The 16,429-nt window shown below is 45.9% G+C and carries 13 protein-coding genes; 6 read left to right on the forward strand and 7 right to left on the reverse strand.

Translation table 11 applies throughout. The features are described 5' to 3' along the window. Positions 1-49 precede the first annotated feature (49 nt). From SPIRS_RS06355 to SPIRS_RS06365, 3 genes are read right to left on the reverse strand one after another with little or no spacing between them, the layout of a single operon-like run. The gene (locus SPIRS_RS06355; protein ID WP_013253854.1) at positions 50-844 is read right to left on the reverse strand and encodes a helix-turn-helix transcriptional regulator; all 795 of its coding nucleotides are present in this window, start codon (positions 842-844) and stop codon (positions 50-52) included. A gap of 12 nt (positions 845-856) precedes the next feature. Continuing rightward, entirely contained in the window at positions 857-2,686 is a 1,830-nt protein-coding gene (locus SPIRS_RS06360; protein ID WP_013253855.1) for an ATP-binding cassette domain-containing protein, read from the reverse strand. Next, positions 2,670-3,998: a sigma-54-dependent transcriptional regulator gene (locus tag SPIRS_RS06365; RefSeq protein ID WP_245537715.1), complete on the reverse strand. Its 1,329-nt coding sequence runs from the start codon at positions 3,996-3,998 to the stop codon at positions 2,670-2,672. Before SPIRS_RS06365 ends, SPIRS_RS06360 begins: the two co-directional genes overlap by 17 nt. A 211-nt stretch (positions 3,999-4,209) precedes the next feature. Between SPIRS_RS06365 and SPIRS_RS06370 the strand changes: the two genes are divergently transcribed. The 6 genes from SPIRS_RS06370 to SPIRS_RS06395 all read left to right on the forward strand — a co-directional run bounded on the left by SPIRS_RS06370 (position 4,210) and on the right by SPIRS_RS06395 (position 11,283). Then, positions 4,210-5,469 (forward strand): nucleoside hydrolase, encoded by a 1,260-nt coding sequence (locus SPIRS_RS06370; RefSeq protein WP_013253857.1) that lies wholly within the window; start codon positions 4,210-4,212, stop codon positions 5,467-5,469. A 314-nt stretch (positions 5,470-5,783) separates the two neighbouring features. After that, positions 5,784-6,755, forward strand: a complete 972-nt coding sequence (locus SPIRS_RS06375) for a sugar ABC transporter substrate-binding protein (RefSeq protein ID WP_013253858.1) — start codon at positions 5,784-5,786, stop codon at positions 6,753-6,755. A gap of 61 nt (positions 6,756-6,816) precedes the next feature. Next, the gene (locus tag SPIRS_RS06380; protein WP_013253859.1) at positions 6,817-8,352 is read left to right on the forward strand and encodes a sugar ABC transporter ATP-binding protein; all 1,536 of its coding nucleotides are present in this window, start codon (positions 6,817-6,819) and stop codon (positions 8,350-8,352) included. Position 8,353: 1 nt separating this feature from the next. Beyond that, positions 8,354-9,331, forward strand: a complete 978-nt coding sequence (locus SPIRS_RS06385; RefSeq protein WP_245537716.1) for an ABC transporter permease — start codon at positions 8,354-8,356, stop codon at positions 9,329-9,331. 40 nt (positions 9,332-9,371) lie between these two features. Next, positions 9,372-10,322, forward strand: coding sequence for a sugar ABC transporter substrate-binding protein (locus SPIRS_RS06390; protein ID WP_013253861.1), 951 nt, complete (start codon positions 9,372-9,374; stop codon positions 10,320-10,322). Beyond that, positions 10,315-11,283: an ABC transporter permease gene (locus SPIRS_RS06395; protein WP_013253862.1), complete on the forward strand. Its 969-nt coding sequence runs from the start codon at positions 10,315-10,317 to the stop codon at positions 11,281-11,283. The genes SPIRS_RS06390 and SPIRS_RS06395 overlap by 8 nt, the downstream gene beginning before the upstream one ends. Positions 11,284-11,291: 8 nt before the next feature. Here the strand turns inward: SPIRS_RS06395 and SPIRS_RS06400 are convergent, their stop codons facing one another. The 4 genes from SPIRS_RS06400 to SPIRS_RS06415 all read right to left on the reverse strand — a co-directional run bounded on the left by SPIRS_RS06400 (position 11,292) and on the right by SPIRS_RS06415 (position 16,345). After that, a complete protein-coding gene (locus tag SPIRS_RS06400) occupies positions 11,292-12,089 on the reverse strand; it encodes an outer membrane lipoprotein-sorting protein (RefSeq protein WP_013253863.1) in 798 nt (265 codons plus the stop codon). After that, entirely contained in the window at positions 12,077-14,377 is a 2,301-nt protein-coding gene (locus SPIRS_RS06405) for an efflux RND transporter permease subunit (protein ID WP_013253864.1), read from the reverse strand. The genes SPIRS_RS06400 and SPIRS_RS06405 overlap by 13 nt, the downstream gene beginning before the upstream one ends. Before the next feature lie 33 nt (positions 14,378-14,410). After that, positions 14,411-15,646: a DUF1302 family protein gene (locus SPIRS_RS06410; RefSeq protein ID WP_148224041.1), complete on the reverse strand. Its 1,236-nt coding sequence runs from the start codon at positions 15,644-15,646 to the stop codon at positions 14,411-14,413. A 150-nt stretch (positions 15,647-15,796) separates the two neighbouring features. Next, complete coding sequence (locus tag SPIRS_RS06415; RefSeq protein WP_171814759.1) at positions 15,797-16,345, reverse strand: TetR/AcrR family transcriptional regulator; 549 nt, start codon at positions 16,343-16,345, stop codon at positions 15,797-15,799. Between the last annotated feature and the right edge of the window lie 84 nt (positions 16,346-16,429).

Here is a 16,429-nt window from a genome sequence, read left to right on the forward strand (position 1 = left end):
CTAACGTAGATGCAAAAGCGACACCTTGGTATCATCCAAAAGTATGATTTTAGCCGTTTCGAAAGAGAGCGGACAATTCTGTCCTGTTCCGTGCCCCTGTTTTTCTAAAAATAGATGCAATATGGGTTTTAACCGTGGCTAAGGATATGAAAAGCGACTGGCAAATTTCTGCGTTTGTTTTCCCTTGAAGCAGGAGGGCCGTGATTTCGGTTTCTCGCGGTGAGAGTGCGTAGTCTTTTGCAAACTCTTCCGTCCCCTCCTTTTGCCGATAGCGGGGGCCGTTCAGCATCAGGCTTGCAAAGACGGCACATAGCAAGAGTATAATACGAAAGAACAATACCACCGCTGTCGGCATGATGGAAAAAAGCGAAAAAAGTGCGGCAACGGCGAAAACGACAAAGAAGACCTTCCACAGGCGGATGCTCATTTCGTAGCGGACCAGGTTTTTTTGCTTTGTATCAAGGCGGTAGAATATCAATGAGGCAATAATCCAAAGGATAGCATCGGACGCAAAATAGAAGCCCCGAAGCAACTGCAGTGAACTTCCGAAAAGGACCAGCCCGGAAAATATCACGACGGGAAGGAAGGCAAGAGAAAAGGACTTTGGGAAGGAATATGATCGACCCATAAAAAGTTCCGCACTTTTCATCAGAAGATAGGCGCTGCAGGAGAGTAGGTAGATCCCCAGAGCAAGAAGAAATCGCAGGCCGGAGGCGTAGGGAAAATTCTCAAGCCACGGTGGTGCCCCCCATGCATACAGCAGGGAGCAGATCAGAAAAAAGAGAAGGGATACGATGAACGAAAAGAAGGTAAACGGAAATGTTATCTGGTCTTTTTTCATCATCTTCGGTTTTTCCTATAAAGGGAGCCATAAAGAAAATTTGCAGCCGTTGGGGAGCAGGTTTTCCACGGTGATAGAACCCTTGTTCTTTTTGATGATGTTATAACTGACGGAAAGGCCAAGGCCGATATTTCCACTGTTGGATCCTTTCGTCGAAGTGAAAGGAAGGAATATGTCGTTTGGATTTTCAAGTTTGATACCCGTTCCATTATCTCTGATGGTGATGCAAGCCTCCGGCTTTCCCCCTTTTTTCATCTCGTGGGCGGTGAGTGCTATGGTACCGTTGCTGCCTAGTGCTTCAAAACTATTTTTCAGAAGATTAAGAAGAACCTGTTTTATCTCATTTCGGTCGGCAGAGACCAGCAGGGGCCAGTCGTCGGTTTCAAAATGGATCTCAATATGCTTTGCCTGTGCATTGAAACGGACAAGGTTGATCAGTTCTCTTATGAGAGAGACAATATTGAAAGGCTCTGTTGACAGTTCCCTGTTTTCTGAAAAAGAAAGAAGGTTCGCCACGATGTTTGCAATGTATTCGAACTGCTCCTCGAGATTGTCGATAAGCTTTTTAGATTCTTGATTTCCCTCCGTTAGCCATTTTAGTGATTCGAGATAATTATAGATGATTCCCAAGGGATTATTGATTTCATGGGCAACCCCTGCGGCAAGAAGTCCGAGTGCGGCAAGTTTTTCTGAAAGGATGAGTTGTTCCCTCATCCTTTCCCGTTCGGTGATATCTTCGAGAATGATGATATATCCTAGAGGGTGAAGACCGTCGAGAACGGGATAGACAATGAAATTCGTTTGCATATTTTTTCCGTTCACTTTCAGAGGAATATCAAAAAGCATGGTCTCTTTTTTCCTGTGGATGGACTCCTGAATCTTCTCCATGGCCTCTTTATCACTACCCTGAAAAAGGCCTTCGATATGAACATCGAAATCGAGTCTGTTGAGGTTGAAAAAATCCCTGGCAGTATCGTTGATTAGCTTTACATCATATTTCGTATCAAGAACCAGAAGATTGATGGGAAGACTTTTTAGTATGGCTTCGTTATAACGAAGCAGTTGATAGAATTCACTATTCGAATGCTGCCGGTCCTCTCGTTCCGACATTTGCGTATAGGCTATACGTATAAGGTTTATTTTGTCGATCCGGTTTGTCTCTTCGCTCAGCAGTAGTTCACCGTGACGGATAATAGAAACCCTATCTGCTATGTGATAAACATCGTCGATCTGGTGGGTAATAAAAAGGACCGACGATCCCTCGTTGGTTAATTGATGAAGCATAGGTATGATCTTAATCAGATTGATCGAAGAGAGTTTTTCAAGGGTTTCGTCAAGGATGAGCAGACGAGGTTTTTTGTACAGTTCCCTGAGAATGGCGACAAGGGCCCTATCTGCCATGTTCAGATTGGCTGTCCTTGCCAGAGGGTCGAGGCGGAAGCCATGCTGCTTTATATAATTTTGAGCCTCGAGCCGTATTGCTGCGGCATTAAAGAATGTAAACAGCCCGCCAATGACATCTTTATTGCCGATGAAAAGATTTTCAGCAACAGTGTACGCCTTTGAAAGCGGTATTCTCTGTTTTACCAGGCAGATGTTGGAGCGATCGGCCTTTTGATTTACATAGTTTTGCTGAGCGACTCCCTTCATAAAGAAGCTTCCGCTTTTTATTGGAACTTCACCTTTTATCAAAAGCGCCAGCGAGGATTTTCCTGCACCATGTTCCCCCACCAGTGCATGAATTTCTCCAGGCCTGATGGTGAGTGAAATATCCGAAAGAACGGGCACTTCACCATAGGAGGCACTGATATGTTCCAGCCGAATCAGATCATCCCTCGATGCCATATCTGAGCAACTTGTTATACAGTGTGCTGCGGCTGATATGAAGGTGCCGTGCACACTTTGATTTATTGTAATGGAAACGCTGGAGCGTTTTGACTATAATCTCCTTCTCCGACAGCTCAAAAGCCCCCTGCCTCTCCGACGGCAGATTTCGTATGGAAAGAATGTCGGCAGGCAATTCCTGGATGTGTAGTATCGAATCCGATGTCATGGTGCATGCATAGTGAATACAGTTTCTCAGCTCTCGTACGTTACCTGGCCAGTGATACGCCAAGAAAAGGTCCTGAACTTCCGAGGTAATTCCCGTGATGGGCTTCTTATGCTCCTTGGAGTAGGACGCAAGAAAATATTCGGTTAAGGGCACAATATCTTCCCTTCTGTCGCGCAAGGGCGGAATTTTGAGATGGGCGGCCTTGAGCCGGTAATAGAGGTCTTCCCTGAATTTCCCTTGTTCGATTAATGTCTCAAGATTTTTATTTGTCGCTGCAATGATATTCACATCGATCTTTATTGTCTTACTGCTTCCGACCTTGCGTATTTCCTGGTTTTGAAGGACCCGAAGGATCTTAGCCTGAGTAGACAACGACATATCTCCTATTTCGTCCAGAAAAAGCGTATTATTGTGCGCTTTTTCAAAAAGACCGACATGGTCGGAGACGGCCCCTGTGTAGGCCCCCTTCTCATGACCGAAGAGTTCGTTGTCGAGAAGTCCTTCGGTGAGAGCCGCACAGTTCACCGTCACCATCTCCCGATGACCTCTGGGCGATCTGAGATGAAGATGCTGAGCGAAAAGCTCTTTTCCTGTTCCGTTTTCACCGGTGATGAGCACCGGCAAGTTTGCCAATGCAAGCTTTTTCATCTGAAGAAGGAGTGCTTCTATTGCTTTATTTTTGCTGATAATAGGAGGCGCCTGTCTGAGAACCTTTTCCTTGAGTGAAGAACGTTCATTGTCAAGCTCATTGAGGCGGGATATGGTAGCAAGCAGCCGTAACAGTTTTTCGAAGCGGATTGGTTTTTGAATGTAATCAAACGCACCATATTTTATTGATTCTACCGCCGTCTCGATCGTACCATATCCCGTTATCATGATGACCGGAAGTTCCGGTTTTTTTCGTTTTATCTCTTTGAGAAGGTCGATGCCGGAGATGCTTCCGAGCATGATGTCGATGAGTGCTGCTTCACAGTGACCGGTTCCAAGAAGTGCCAAGCCCTCTTCGGCATGTGTGCTGTAATGACAATCGATTTGATGGAGGCTAAGGCTTTGCCTCATGCTTTCGCAATATGCTTCATTATCATCTATCAATACAATTTGCATACTTCTTTCATCACTCTGTACAGACATATTGTACGAAAATTGTACAACTCAATACCATGACCGTCAACGAAAAACTTGTTTCGTCCTGTAGATGATTCTAACTTGATATTATGTAATAAAATGGTAGACTCCTGTATTGGTACTCCTGGTTGGTATGTTTTTTGCTATATGTCTGATGCATGGCATGCAAAATCATAGTAAGGAGTGATCCATGGGCAAATTGAGAAAGCTGATTGCCGCTGTTTCCTTAGTGGTAGTGTCGGCAGCTGTTTGGGCAAACGGTGGCGGAGAGAGCATGAGCTATGAAACGAGGGATGTGGAGAAGGTGCAGGGCGCACGAAAGGTAATATTGGATACCGACATGGTGGAACTGTTTGACGACGGCATGGCCATGATCCTTCTTGATCGCTCTCCACGTACAGAACTTCTCGGTGTTACAGTGGTTTCCGGGAACACACCAATGCCCCGAGGTATGGCAACTGGTGTACGGCAGCTGGAGGCCATTGGTTCTACCGTTCCGCTTTATGCAGGCAGTCGTTACGGAATCCGTTCCTGGAGGGCTGAGCCCGAGGTCCTCTCCGCCGAGCTGGCAATAAGTCCTGTCGTCTCGTGGGGCGGATATCTGCGGTCCGCCATCGACCCCGAAACCTACAACGGTATTGAATTCGATCCCATGGCACGATGGGCGGAACTCTATAAGACGTTATACAATGAAAGCCCTGTTTATCCCTATGTCTACGATACGGAAAATCCCGATCCTCAAGGAAGAGATGAAGCCGTAGATTTTCTTGTAGACACCGTAAATACGTACCCCGGAGAAGTGACCATTGTGGCTATTGGCCCTCTTACCAATATCGCCAGAGCCATCATGAGAGATCCATCCTTTCCGTCAAAAGTAAAAGAAATAATCTATATGGGCGGTTCATTCTTTTTGCCGGGCAATTCCTCTGCGTCGGCCGAATTTAACTGGTGGGCCGATCCCGATGCTGCAAAGATCGCTCTTCGAGCAGCATGGGGGGATCCTGAGTCGGAATCATATAAGCGCTATGGAAACCAGGTCATTTCCGGTTTGGAGGCAAACCACAATACCGGAGGAATGCCACTTGAGCTCTACAAGAAGATGGTAGCTCAAACCTTCCCAGGCTTGCAGTCGCTCTTTTATAAGCGGGGTATGGATGATGCGCCGACGAATATTTGGGACCTTTTTGCGGCGGCATATCTGATCGATCCTTCGGTCGTGCTTTCCTGGAATAATGATCCTCGGCCTGCGGACAATACCCCTCAGCCCATATATGGTGTCTATGTTGATGTGAACGCCGAGATGGGCCCCGATTACGGGAGGAGCATCGCCTATGAAAAAGAGCAAGGACCTGTCGGCAGCAAAAAGGCTGCAATACAAAATTTCATCGACGAGGGAAAATTTTGGAATGAAATCGTGTACCCTCTATTAGTTGATCCAAAAAATAGGTAGCCAGAAGGCTTTCTGTCGGGAAAAAGCAGCCCCTCTACGGCTGCTTTTTTTGTCATACTGCCGTTGATAGCACGCTGCAAGAAGCTGAAAAGAAAGTTGGAGTTTCCTGTAGCGGAAGTCGGCAGAGTGTCTGGACAAAGTGTCCTAAAATTGAACATATGCCGGTAAGTCTTTCTGATCTGAATAAAAATTGGTTTTTTAATTTATTCTGTTGAAATAACATATTTTTCTCCCTCATGAAACATTCCGCTTGGTACGCTTCTTGCATTCGATACATGCATGCACATGCAAAAATTATTTTTGAGGAGTGGTCCATGAAGAGATGTACAGATGGGAAAACCGGAAAGGTGCTATTTTTGATTCTTGCCGGCTTGATGATTATTGCCGCCCCGGTGTTTTCAGGTGGAAAAAAAGAGAGCGGCAGTGATAAGCCGGTTGTCGGATTGGTGATGAAGTCTTTGGCAAATGAGTTTTTTAAGACCATGGAAGAGGGAGCACGAAAGTTTGCCGAAGAAGACGGAAGCTTCGAGCTGATTCCTGTCGGTATGAATTCCGAAACGGATATCGATACCCAGGTAAGTGCCATGGAGCGTTTTATCACCACAGGCGTCGATATGATCGTCGTTGCCCCTGCCGATTCCGTCGGCATGGTTAAATCCGTCAAAAAGGCCGTTGATGCTGGTATAACTGTTGTAAATTTCGACGTTACCTTGGACAAGGATGCACTTGAGGCTGCCGGACTCCCGAGAGATTTTCTTTTTGTCGGCCCGGATAATGCCGATGGCGCGGAGATGGTCGGTAATTATCTTGGCGATACCATCGGCAAAGGCGCCAAAGTGATCATTATCGAAGGCAACCCCGGAGCCGACAATGCAAAACAACGAAAAGAGGGGTTTATGCGCTCGGTTGAAGCGTATAATTTCGACCTGCTTGCATCGAGAACCGCTCACTGGGAAACAGAGGAAGCCAATACGGTTATGACCAACCTGCTGACAAAGTATCCGGATGTGGAAGGAATCATGTGTGCCAACGATTCCATGGCTGTCGGTGTTGTGAAAGCCTTGGAAGCAGCCGGCCGGGCAGGAGAAATCAAGGTCGTCGGATTCGATAATATCGGGGCCGTTCAGACCCTCATTAAAGAGGGAAAAGTTCTTGCTAGCATTGATCAATTCGGTCCTGAGATGGCGGCGAATGCCATTAAGATAGGGTTCAGGATTCTTGGCGGAGAGAAGTTGTCGGGATGGCAAAAGACCCCCATCAAGCTGGTAACGGCAGAAAATTTATAAACGTCTATATCAGGAGAGGGGACAATACGTCCCCTCATTCTTCGAAAAGGAGAAAACTTGCGTGAGCCCCAAAACAATTGTGGCATTGAAAGGTGTATCGGTCCAGTTTCCCGGTGTCAAAGCCCTGGACAGGGTCGATCTTGATATCTATAACGGAGAGATCCATGTCCTGTTGGGAGAGAACGGAGCGGGAAAGTCCACTCTGGTAAAGATACTCTGCGGTATATATAAGCCGTCCGAAGGTGAAATCTTTTTCAGCGGTGAGAGGTATGAACCTAAAGGCACATTGGATGCCATTAAAAGCGGTATCCGCGTTGTGTATCAGGAGTTCAATCTTTTGCCCTATCTTTCCATTGCAGAGAACATCTTTTTTGAGCAACTACCGAAAAAGCATGGTTTTGTACAATATAAGGTTCTTATGGCAAAGGCCGCCGAACTGCTTAACGAGGTAGGTCTGGGATCGATTTCTCCTAGAACACCTGTTGAGCAACTCGGAGTGGCCCAGAAACAACTTGTTGAAATTTGTAAGGCCCTTTCAGCGGAAAGTAAACTATTGATTCTTGACGAACCTACAGCGACCCTTATGCCGGAGGAGATCGAAAACCTTTTTTCTCTTATTAGAAAACTGAAGGAGAAGGGGGTTTCCGTTATCTATATTTCTCACCGTTTGAAAGAGGTTTTCGAGATCGGAGACAGAATCACCGTACTTCGAAACGGCTCTCTCGTTGGAACCCACCGTGCCGGGGAACTGGACATACCAGGTATCGTAAAAATGATGGTCGGGAAAGAGATGGCCTCCGAATATCCCTTTGACGCAGCCGTGCATCCTGGAACCTCCTTTTTTTCGGTAAGAAACCTTCGGTACAGGGGTAATCAGCATTCCGTTGATTTTGATCTTCGCCGGGGAGAGATACTCGGTGTTGCAGGGCTCGTTGGGTCGGGACGAACAGAAACCATGCGTGCACTTTATGGCGCTGACAAGCGGGATTCCGGCAGCGTGACTCTCAATGGTCGGGAGCTTTCTGTTTCGTCACCGAAAGATGCCGTTAAAAATGGAATTTGTCTTTTGACTGAAGATCGAAAAAGCCAGGGTCTTGTCCTAGAAATGAGCTGTACCGAGAACATAACGATTACAAACCTGGGGGATGTCTCTTCACATGGATTGTTGAAAAAAGAAAAGGAAGCCGAGGTAAGTCGTTCATTGATTAAAAAACTTGGCATACGAACAACATCGGAGAGGACAACCGTCAAAAATCTTTCAGGTGGAAATCAACAAAAAATTGTGATTGCCAAATGGCTGTACAGAAACGCGGAGGTTTTGATTTTTGACGAACCGACCAGAGGCATAGACGTGGGGGCCAAATATGAAATCTATCTTCTGTTGTGGAAACTTGCTGCGGAAGGAAAAGGGATTATTGTAATCTCTTCAGATCTTCCGGAGATTATGGGTATTTGTCATCGCATGTTGATTTTCTCAAATGGAAAAATCACCGGAGAGTTGAAACGAAAGGAATTCAGTCAGGAGCGGATTCTCTCGCTTTCATATGCTGAATATCTGAACCAAAGCAAGGAGACAGAGGAACGAAGGGATGGGTGACATGAAGTTTAAAGCAAACATGAATTATCTTCTCAGCGAAGGGGGTATCGGCATTATTTTGGTACTTTTGTTTCTTATTTTTGCCGTGACTACCCCCCATTTTGCAAGTTTTCAGAATATTTCAAATATTTTTACCCAGATAAGTATCAATACCATCATCTCTGTCGGTATGACCTTTGTTATTCTGTTGGGTGGTATCGATCTTTCGGTTGGATCGCTCCTCGCACTTTGTTCTGTCGCGGCGGGCATGGTCATGAGTAATGGAGAGCTTTCTCCTGGTTTCTCCATTTTTAGTGCTGTTTTCTTGAGTATCGTTATAGGTATGTTTTTCGGGCTTGCAAACGGAGCAATTTCCGAGAAATGGAAAATCCATTCCTTTATCGTGACTCTCGGAATGCTGAATATAACAAGAGGAATGGCCCTTCAAGTCAGTAATTCGCGGACCTTTTTTGATTTTCCCGCCGGTTTCAACAGTTTTGGGAATATAAATATTGTTGGGCTTCCCATTATTTTCGTAATTGCTCTCCTACTTGTTATTTTGGGGCAGGTAGTACTTACCCGGACTGTTTTTGGCCGCATGCTTATTGCTATTGGGAACAATGAGGAGTCTGTTCGGCTTTCAGGGCATAATACCGCGTTGTACAAGGTACTTGCCTTTGTCATTTGTGGCGCAAGTGTCGGTATTGCCGCGATTATGTATATGCTGCGTCTTAATATAGCCAGTCCTATTTTAGGGGTGGGCTTCGAGCTGAATGCTATTGCGGCCGTTGTCATCGGTGGGACCAGTATGAACGGCGGGAAGGGATCGCTTCTCGGGACCTTCCTCGGTGCTTGTATCATGGGTGTGTTGAATAACGGGCTTTTGCTGATCGGACTTGGTGACTTTGCCAGACAGATTGTGACGGGTCTTATCATTATTCTTGCTGTCATTCTTGATCGGTATCGAAACAGTTTTTCTGCAAGGTTAAGGGAGGCATAGAAATAATACCGTTTTCCTTGATACAGGATATACTGGTCGAATGACAAAACAGCTCAAGAGTACTGCCGTTCTTATTTTTCTTATTATCGTGGCCTTGTTTGCAATAGGTCGGGTTCATCTACGGGAAGGCCGACCTCACAGGGTAACCGTGGCACTTGTTATGAAGTCTCTTGCCAATGAGTTTTTTTTGACGATGGAGCAGGGGGCGCGTGATCACCATATGAATAATGCAGAACGTTACGATCTCCTGATCTATGGCATCAAGGATGAGCAGGCGGTAAGCCAGCAGATTCATATTGTCGAACAGCTGATGGCAATTGATGTAGATGCCATCATTATCGCACCTGCCGACTCAAAGGCCTTGGTCCCTGTTTGTCAAAGGGCGATGGCGTCCGGGGTTGCCATAGTCAACATAGACAATAAATTTGATGCGACGGTCATTGCGGAACGCGGCTTGCATGTTCCTTTTGTCGGTCCTGATAATTATCAAGGGGCCAAGGCGGCAGGAGATTATCTTGCCGATCATCTGTCCTCCGGAAACCAGGTTGCCATCATTGAGGGAATCCCTTCTGCCTATAACTCTCAGCAGCGTTGTCTTGGCTTCAGAAAGGCTATGGACGACGCCGGAATAATGATAGTCGATACCAGGCCGGCACTGTGGGAGATGGACAGGGCGTATACTACGGTTATTTCAATCCTTAACGAACATCGGAATGTGCGAGCCCTACTCTGTGCAAACGATAATATGGCTCTTGGAGCTGCAGCAGCGGTAAAGGCTGCTTCAAAAAGAAATTCAATGTACATCATCGGTTTCGATAATATCTCAGCGGTAAATAATGAGTTGAAAAAGGGAGATATTCTTGCCACGGTAGATCAGCATGCTGCTCTGATAGCGGTGAATGGTATTGAGATGGCTCTCAGCATGCTTAATGGTGAGGATGTTGATTTGATATGTACAACACCCGTTGAACTGGTAACTGCCTATGAATAAGTTTGTTGCATTCTTCAAATCGAAATTTCGAAGTATCGCCGGTGAAATTGATAATGTGAGCGGCCTTTTGTTGGCACTTTGTGCCCTCATTTTGTTTTTTTCCCTGCGTAGCGACCATTTTCTTTCCGAAAAAACTTTGGCCACGATTGCCAATCAAATTCCCGTGCAAATGGTACTTGCGGTAGGTATGACCTATGTACTTATCATCGCCGGGATAGATCTTTCTATCGGATCGGTTTTGGCCCTGTGCAGTACAGTACTCAGTCTCTTACTCATACGCTTTCATATGCCGCTACCGGTTGCACTCCTTTTGACGACTCTGACGGGCATCTGTGCCGGTTTTATCAACGGTCTTCTTTCTGCCTGGCTCTCGATACCAAGCTTTATCGTTACTCTTGGTATGATGGAAATTGCACGGGGCCTTGCCTATATCCTTTCGGATTCGCGCACGATCTATATCGGAACCGGGATAGCCTGTTTTGCGGCTTCTCTCTGGGGTGGTATTTCCGTAGCCTTTCTTATTGCCATCGCCATATCGGTAGTCGGCCAACTCCTTCTAAAATATACCGTCTTGGGGACTTATTTATCGGGAATAGGAACAAAGGCGTCGGATATGCCTTTGTCCGATGCCTTGATTCGCAAAATAAAGATTTTTGTTTTTTCGATAATGGGAATGCTGGTTGCGATTGCCTCGATGTTTCATACGGCAAAACTCGAAGCAGCCGATCCCAATGCCGGTTCAGGGCTGGAACTCCAAGTCATTGCTTCGGTGGTGATCGGCGGTACAAGTCTTTTAGGTGGCAAAGGATCGGTGGTCAATTCGATGTTCGGTGTTCTTATCATGGCAGTTTTGCAGACCGGTCTTGCACAGCTAGGGGTTGATGATCCCCTTAAGCAGCTGATAACCGGTCTGCTCATCATCATTGCGCTGCTCTTGGATCGATACCGGGAACAGCCATGATCACCTTTCTATCTTGCCAAATATCTTGTTGTAAAGTAGTCGTCCGGTATCGACGGGTTAAATTGAATTTGGTCGATCGTTAAAATAGACCTCCGGTTGTCCTGCACATTCGTCATTTCAATCTCCATCATCCTGTAGGTATGCTTTTGAGGATCGATTTCCCTGACTGCCTTTACTTCCATCACTTTTTCTTCTTCACCGTATCGATCGAAATAGACGGCTTTCCTGAGAACAAAATCATGTGTACTGATGTATGAGATCTTTTTTGAAAACCCATATTCGTCCTCAATATCTTCGTCATTCGGGGTTATCTCGATACTCCAGCATGGCTCCCCTCCAACGATTTCATCGGTCAGCAGTCGGTAGGCGAAGTCTTCAACCGTCGGGATCGACATATCTGCATAGGAAAATTCAGACCCCATAAAGCTTTTTGCGTTTTCCGAGCTGACAATTCTCCGCGTCTTACGGAGGGCGGGGAGGTACATCCATTTTTCATCATCCGAATCGGCGTGGTCAAAGGTAAGAAAACCCGTACCTTCTACGTCGGCAGGAGCGATGAACCGTACGAGCTTTTTTTCCAGGCTCCCGTTATCGTATAGTTTGGTAACGGTTGCCATCTTTCTTATTCTCATTTCTCCTTTCTCATTAATAATGGTGAGTGTCGATATCGCTTCCGTACCGTCGACGCGGGTTGCATCGATGGACCGCTGCTGAATTTGTTTTGCCGTAAGGGCTTCCTGTGCCGACAGATGAAAGATGAAATTTACAAGCATCGCCAGAATGAATAATTTTCTCACATGTCCCATGAAACACCTCCTGATATAGTTTCCCGTTTACTTCTGCGTTTCAGAAAATCGGGACGCAGGAACATACAGATTGCCGGTACCAATATTAATCCCCCGGCAAGGCAGGCAAAGATAATAAGGATCATCAACAGGCCGAAGAAACGCACGGTGAGAAAGGAAGATACTAATAACGAAGCAAATCCGATGATGACCGAAAGAGCGTTGTATATGATTCCTCGTCCTGTCGTTGTAATCGCGCAGGTGGCCGCTTTTTCACGTTCCATCCCGTTCCGTATTTCCTCCCGATATTTCCAGAATAGGTGAATGGTATAGTCGATACCGACACCGATCATGATCGACGACAGCAGTGCAGTGGTATAGTTGAGCTCAATTCCTGTGAAGCCCATGATACCGAAGAGGAACATCATAGCGAATACCAGGGGAACAATCTGGAGGAATGCCGCTTTCAGCGATCGAAAGGCGAGGGCGATAATGATACATACTATCAGAAGCGAAAGGCCAAGGGATCGAAATTGGCCGTGGACAATTTCTTTATCCATGGAGGAAAAGACATCGGCATTTCCTCCTATCAAGGCAACATTTGGGTCGTCTTTCACCAGCTCTTTGATCTCTCTGACGACTTTGCGTATAATTGGGGTATTCAGTTCCTTGAATCGAATAAGGATCATTGCTTTCCGAAAAGAGAAATCCACCATTTTTTCCAGATCGTCTGGATCCCCACTCATCAGGTAAAGTTCGAAATATTGGGAAACGGCATTGTAGGAGTCTGGTATTTTGTCGTAATCGGGATCATCGGGGCTATTCAGGGCCCTGCTGATTTGACGTGTTACGGTTGCTATGGATTGCGTCGTACCCACTTCGGGCATCTCTTTTATTGTTTTTTCGATTTTGTCGATCCGTTGTAAGAGGACGGGGTCCTTGATATCACCTTCAAACACAATCGAAAGGGGAAAAAATCCTCCAAGCTCGTCGTTGATTACCTTTGATGATTCCTTTGCCGGATGTCCGTCGGGATAAAGGTCGGTAGGATTTGTGTTTACCGATAGTTTTGTTATGCCGAGGAAAACGATAGCGGTGATGACGATAAAGCAGGAAACGATCCTGCGAGGGTGTTCGGTAACCACCGTGCTTATCGTATCCAGAAGTTTTACCATTCCTACGGCATTGCGTTTTCTATCTGGCAGCGGTTTGATTTTGGGGAGTGTCGCGCTTACGGCGGGGATGAAAAGCAGACTGGCCAGCAAAGCGAATCCGATGCCGATTCCCCCGAGAATCCCCATTTGCCGGGCGGGGATGAGGATATGGCCGAGCATACAAAACAAACCTGCGATTGTTGTCAAGCCTGCAATGATGATGGGTTTCCCCAGGCTGGTCATCATACGGCTTGAAATTTCCTGCTTCGTAAGGGTATTACCGGGATTATTGTCATCCTGATAATGGGTAAACATGTGGATGCCGTAATCGTTTGCAACGGCTAAAAGGAGAACCGGCAGAATGATCGTTACAACGGTAAAGTCCCAGTGAAACAAGGGGATGGAGCCGAATACGACGAAGATGGACATAAAGACTACCAGCGAAGATGTCCAGACCCCTCGTATCTGTCTAAAACTAACGAAGAGGAACAGTAGCATTAAAAGGATTCCAAAGGGAAGAAGATGTGTTATATCGTGTTGCATGCTGGTGGATGTCTGCACTCGAAGATAGGGACTACCACCCAGAAATGTCTCTTCATTGCCCGGAATTTTTTGTATGAGTTTTTCCAAGGGTTCTACAACCGATTTGTCCGGTATCCCTGGTTCGAGCATCCCAATGACGGCTGTCGTCGTAAAATCTTTTGAAACAACACTCCCGTATACAAGATCATTGGCGGAAAGCTCTTCCTTTATCTCTTGTATCTCTTTCGATGACTTTGGTATTTTCTTTACTGCCGGGTCGACGATCATTGCATCGTCTTCGTTCCTCACCTGTTTTGTGTCAAATAGCGACATGACTTTTTCGATTCCCTTTATTTTCTTCATCTCATGAGAAATCTCTCTCACTCTCTTAAGGGTCTCGGCATTTACTACATCATCTGTTTTCAAGACTACCATCACCATATCCGTCCCGCCGAAGAGTTCTTCGATCTTTTTCTGATTGGCTCGTGCCGGCATATCATCCGGAAGATAGGTGAGCATGTCCGGGTTAAAATGGATATTCTTCATTTGAACACCCATACATACTGTAGCAACAAGAAATGCGATAATGAATAACCATTTCCATTTGATGACAAATCGTGAAAGCTTTTCCATAGATTACTCCTGTTGATCGTTACATTATTACGCTCAAAACGAGAGCTGTATTTCGCAGAAAACGGCACTCCTGTCATCCGACATGTAGCCGTACAAGGTATCGTCCGGTCCATAGTAGAGTTGTGCCCCGCAGATGAGATTGACCGCATCGTAGAGGGCGTAGGTGACTTTCGGCTGTACATAGGTTTCTTCGGTACTGAGATTCGCCAGTGCCAGTAGTTCGCATTTCACCTCTTCATGGAAGAGTGTTACCGAGGGGCGCAGTGAAACCGAATGCTGCCAGGTTTCCTGCTGTGAGAAGATCATCCTGTTCCATCGGGCGATCTCTTCAAGGCTGCTGTCGGAAAGGGAATGGGTTTCCAAATCCTTGACATATTTCCCGATGTATTGGGCTATGCAACTGAAATTCCTCCACGATCGGTCAATCCCCACGATGTACTGAAGTTCGCTACAGGGAATGGAAAATGTCTGGTTAGAATCTTTATAGGGGAAAGAGTAGGCGCATTCGCCTCGGAATCCGAAAGAACCTATACTTGTCGAAAAATCGGAACCGATAATGCGGGTACGAAATTGCTCTGTGTACAGCTGGCTTCCCGCATAGGTAATTCCCGGGGTTTTTGCATATCCATCGTAATAGGATAACGATCCCTCAAAGGCCGTTCCCAAAAGGTCGAGTTTCAAGCCGATGGAGCCATTGTCCCAGTTTGAATCGGGATTGCTTGCTTCTGCCCATTCGACACCGGTGGGAAGCGTTACATCTTCGAAGGGCAGTATGGATGATTTCGCCACCGGAACCCAATCGACCTCCAGTGAAAAAGGGGCTGCATAATAGGTACTCTTTACGAGAAAGTTCGCGAGTTTTTTGTCGTCTTCATCGGGGGAGATAACGGTATAATCGAGGGGTGTTATATTGTTGCTGGGATTGATCCCGTCGGCTCTTCCCCATACGACAATCTGTCGTCCAATACGTAGATCAATTGTATCGAAACGAAGATTGACATAGCCTTCGCGCAGAGTAAACTCGTTGTTCTCTTCATCTTCCGATGCCCCGCGGAACCGAAGTTCGAGATACGCGGAAATATCCTCGTTTGCCGATACTTCACATTTCACCACTCCCATGGCATATACACTCGTCAATTCATCGTCTGTTGCGAATATCCCTGTTTGAACTGTTCCCTTTTGCTGTAGTGCCGGTTGTTCAGTTGTTGAGATCCGGTCCCCGGAAACCGCGCTATCGAAGAGACTCTGTGCGTGTCCGCTTTCAGGCATCAGGAGAAATGCTGCTGCCAGGAGGAGAGCATATAGGCCCCGCTTGCAGCATGCCGGTAAACATTCGCTCTGCTTACTTGGTATGAGCATTATCTTTCCTCTGTTTTATTTTTTAAAATTGAATATAAATTCAATTTTGTAGTAAAAAAATTACAGCCCTTCAAGTCCGTAAAAATGATACTGAGCCAAGAGCGCAATCATCTTTTTTGCCCATTCTGCATCTTTGTAATGTCTGGTAATCTCAAAGAAACTTTCCATTAAGTTGGTTGCCAGCATATGATGGAATAGATCATCCTTCACCTCCATGTCCGTTACTTTTTTGCTCGTGATATAGTTTTTGATATGAGTTTTTGCAAGATTAATAAACTCATCCTTTGCCGCTTCATATTTGGTACCGGCGCATTTGTCGATCAGAATAACCGCTTGCTTTCTGTCGGTTTCCAGCAGGTCGATTAAAAAGGGAATTTCTGTTTCGAAAAAATAGTGTGTGTCGTTATTTCCTGCAGACTCATTACGGAGCAGTGTCGTTATTTTACGATAAACAGGCATGACAACGGCATCCAAAAGATCTTTCTTGCTTTTGTAGTAGCTATATACAAGGCCGACCGGAATGGTTGCATGCTCTGCTATCGTTTTCATTTTAGACTTTGCGAATCCATCCACGTAAAAGGATTCAACGGCAGCATGTAGAATTCTCATGCGTATTTCTTCTTTTAGGACCTGCATCTGCTTCCTCGAATTCTCTTTCTTTTATTATTGAATCTTTATTCAGTATATCAACAT

This window comes from Sediminispirochaeta smaragdinae DSM 11293 (genome assembly GCF_000143985.1).
GTDB classification, from domain to species: domain Bacteria; phylum Spirochaetota; class Spirochaetia; order DSM-16054; family Sediminispirochaetaceae; genus Sediminispirochaeta; species Sediminispirochaeta smaragdinae.

What these genes read in the sequence shown, in the direction of transcription:
- SPIRS_RS06370 (WP_013253857.1), top strand. Translation starts at nt 4,210, where the DNA reads ATGGGCAAATTGAGAAAGCTGATTGCCGCTGTTTCCTTAGTGGTAGTG.
- SPIRS_RS06365 (WP_245537715.1), bottom strand. Translation starts at nt 3,998, where the DNA reads ATGCAAATTGTATTGATAGATGATAATGAAGCATATTGCGAAAGCATG.
- SPIRS_RS06375 (WP_013253858.1), top strand. Translation starts at nt 5,784, where the DNA reads ATGAAGAGATGTACAGATGGGAAAACCGGAAAGGTGCTATTTTTGATT.
- SPIRS_RS06385 (WP_245537716.1), top strand. Translation starts at nt 8,354, where the DNA reads ATGAAGTTTAAAGCAAACATGAATTATCTTCTCAGCGAAGGGGGTATC.
- SPIRS_RS06415 (WP_171814759.1), bottom strand. Translation starts at nt 16,345, where the DNA reads ATGAGAATTCTACATGCTGCCGTTGAATCCTTTTACGTGGATGGATTC.
- SPIRS_RS06360 (WP_013253855.1), bottom strand. Translation starts at nt 2,686, where the DNA reads ATGGCATCGAGGGATGATCTGATTCGGCTGGAACATATCAGTGCCTCC.
- SPIRS_RS06405 (WP_013253864.1), bottom strand. Translation starts at nt 14,377, where the DNA reads ATGGAAAAGCTTTCACGATTTGTCATCAAATGGAAATGGTTATTCATT.
- SPIRS_RS06390 (WP_013253861.1), top strand. Translation starts at nt 9,372, where the DNA reads ATGACAAAACAGCTCAAGAGTACTGCCGTTCTTATTTTTCTTATTATC.
- SPIRS_RS06395 (WP_013253862.1), top strand. Translation starts at nt 10,315, where the DNA reads ATGAATAAGTTTGTTGCATTCTTCAAATCGAAATTTCGAAGTATCGCC.
- SPIRS_RS06355 (WP_013253854.1), bottom strand. Translation starts at nt 844, where the DNA reads ATGATGAAAAAAGACCAGATAACATTTCCGTTTACCTTCTTTTCGTTC.
- SPIRS_RS06400 (WP_013253863.1), bottom strand. Translation starts at nt 12,089, where the DNA reads ATGGGACATGTGAGAAAATTATTCATTCTGGCGATGCTTGTAAATTTC.
- SPIRS_RS06410 (WP_148224041.1), bottom strand. Translation starts at nt 15,646, where the DNA reads ATGCCTGAAAGCGGACACGCACAGAGTCTCTTCGATAGCGCGGTTTCC.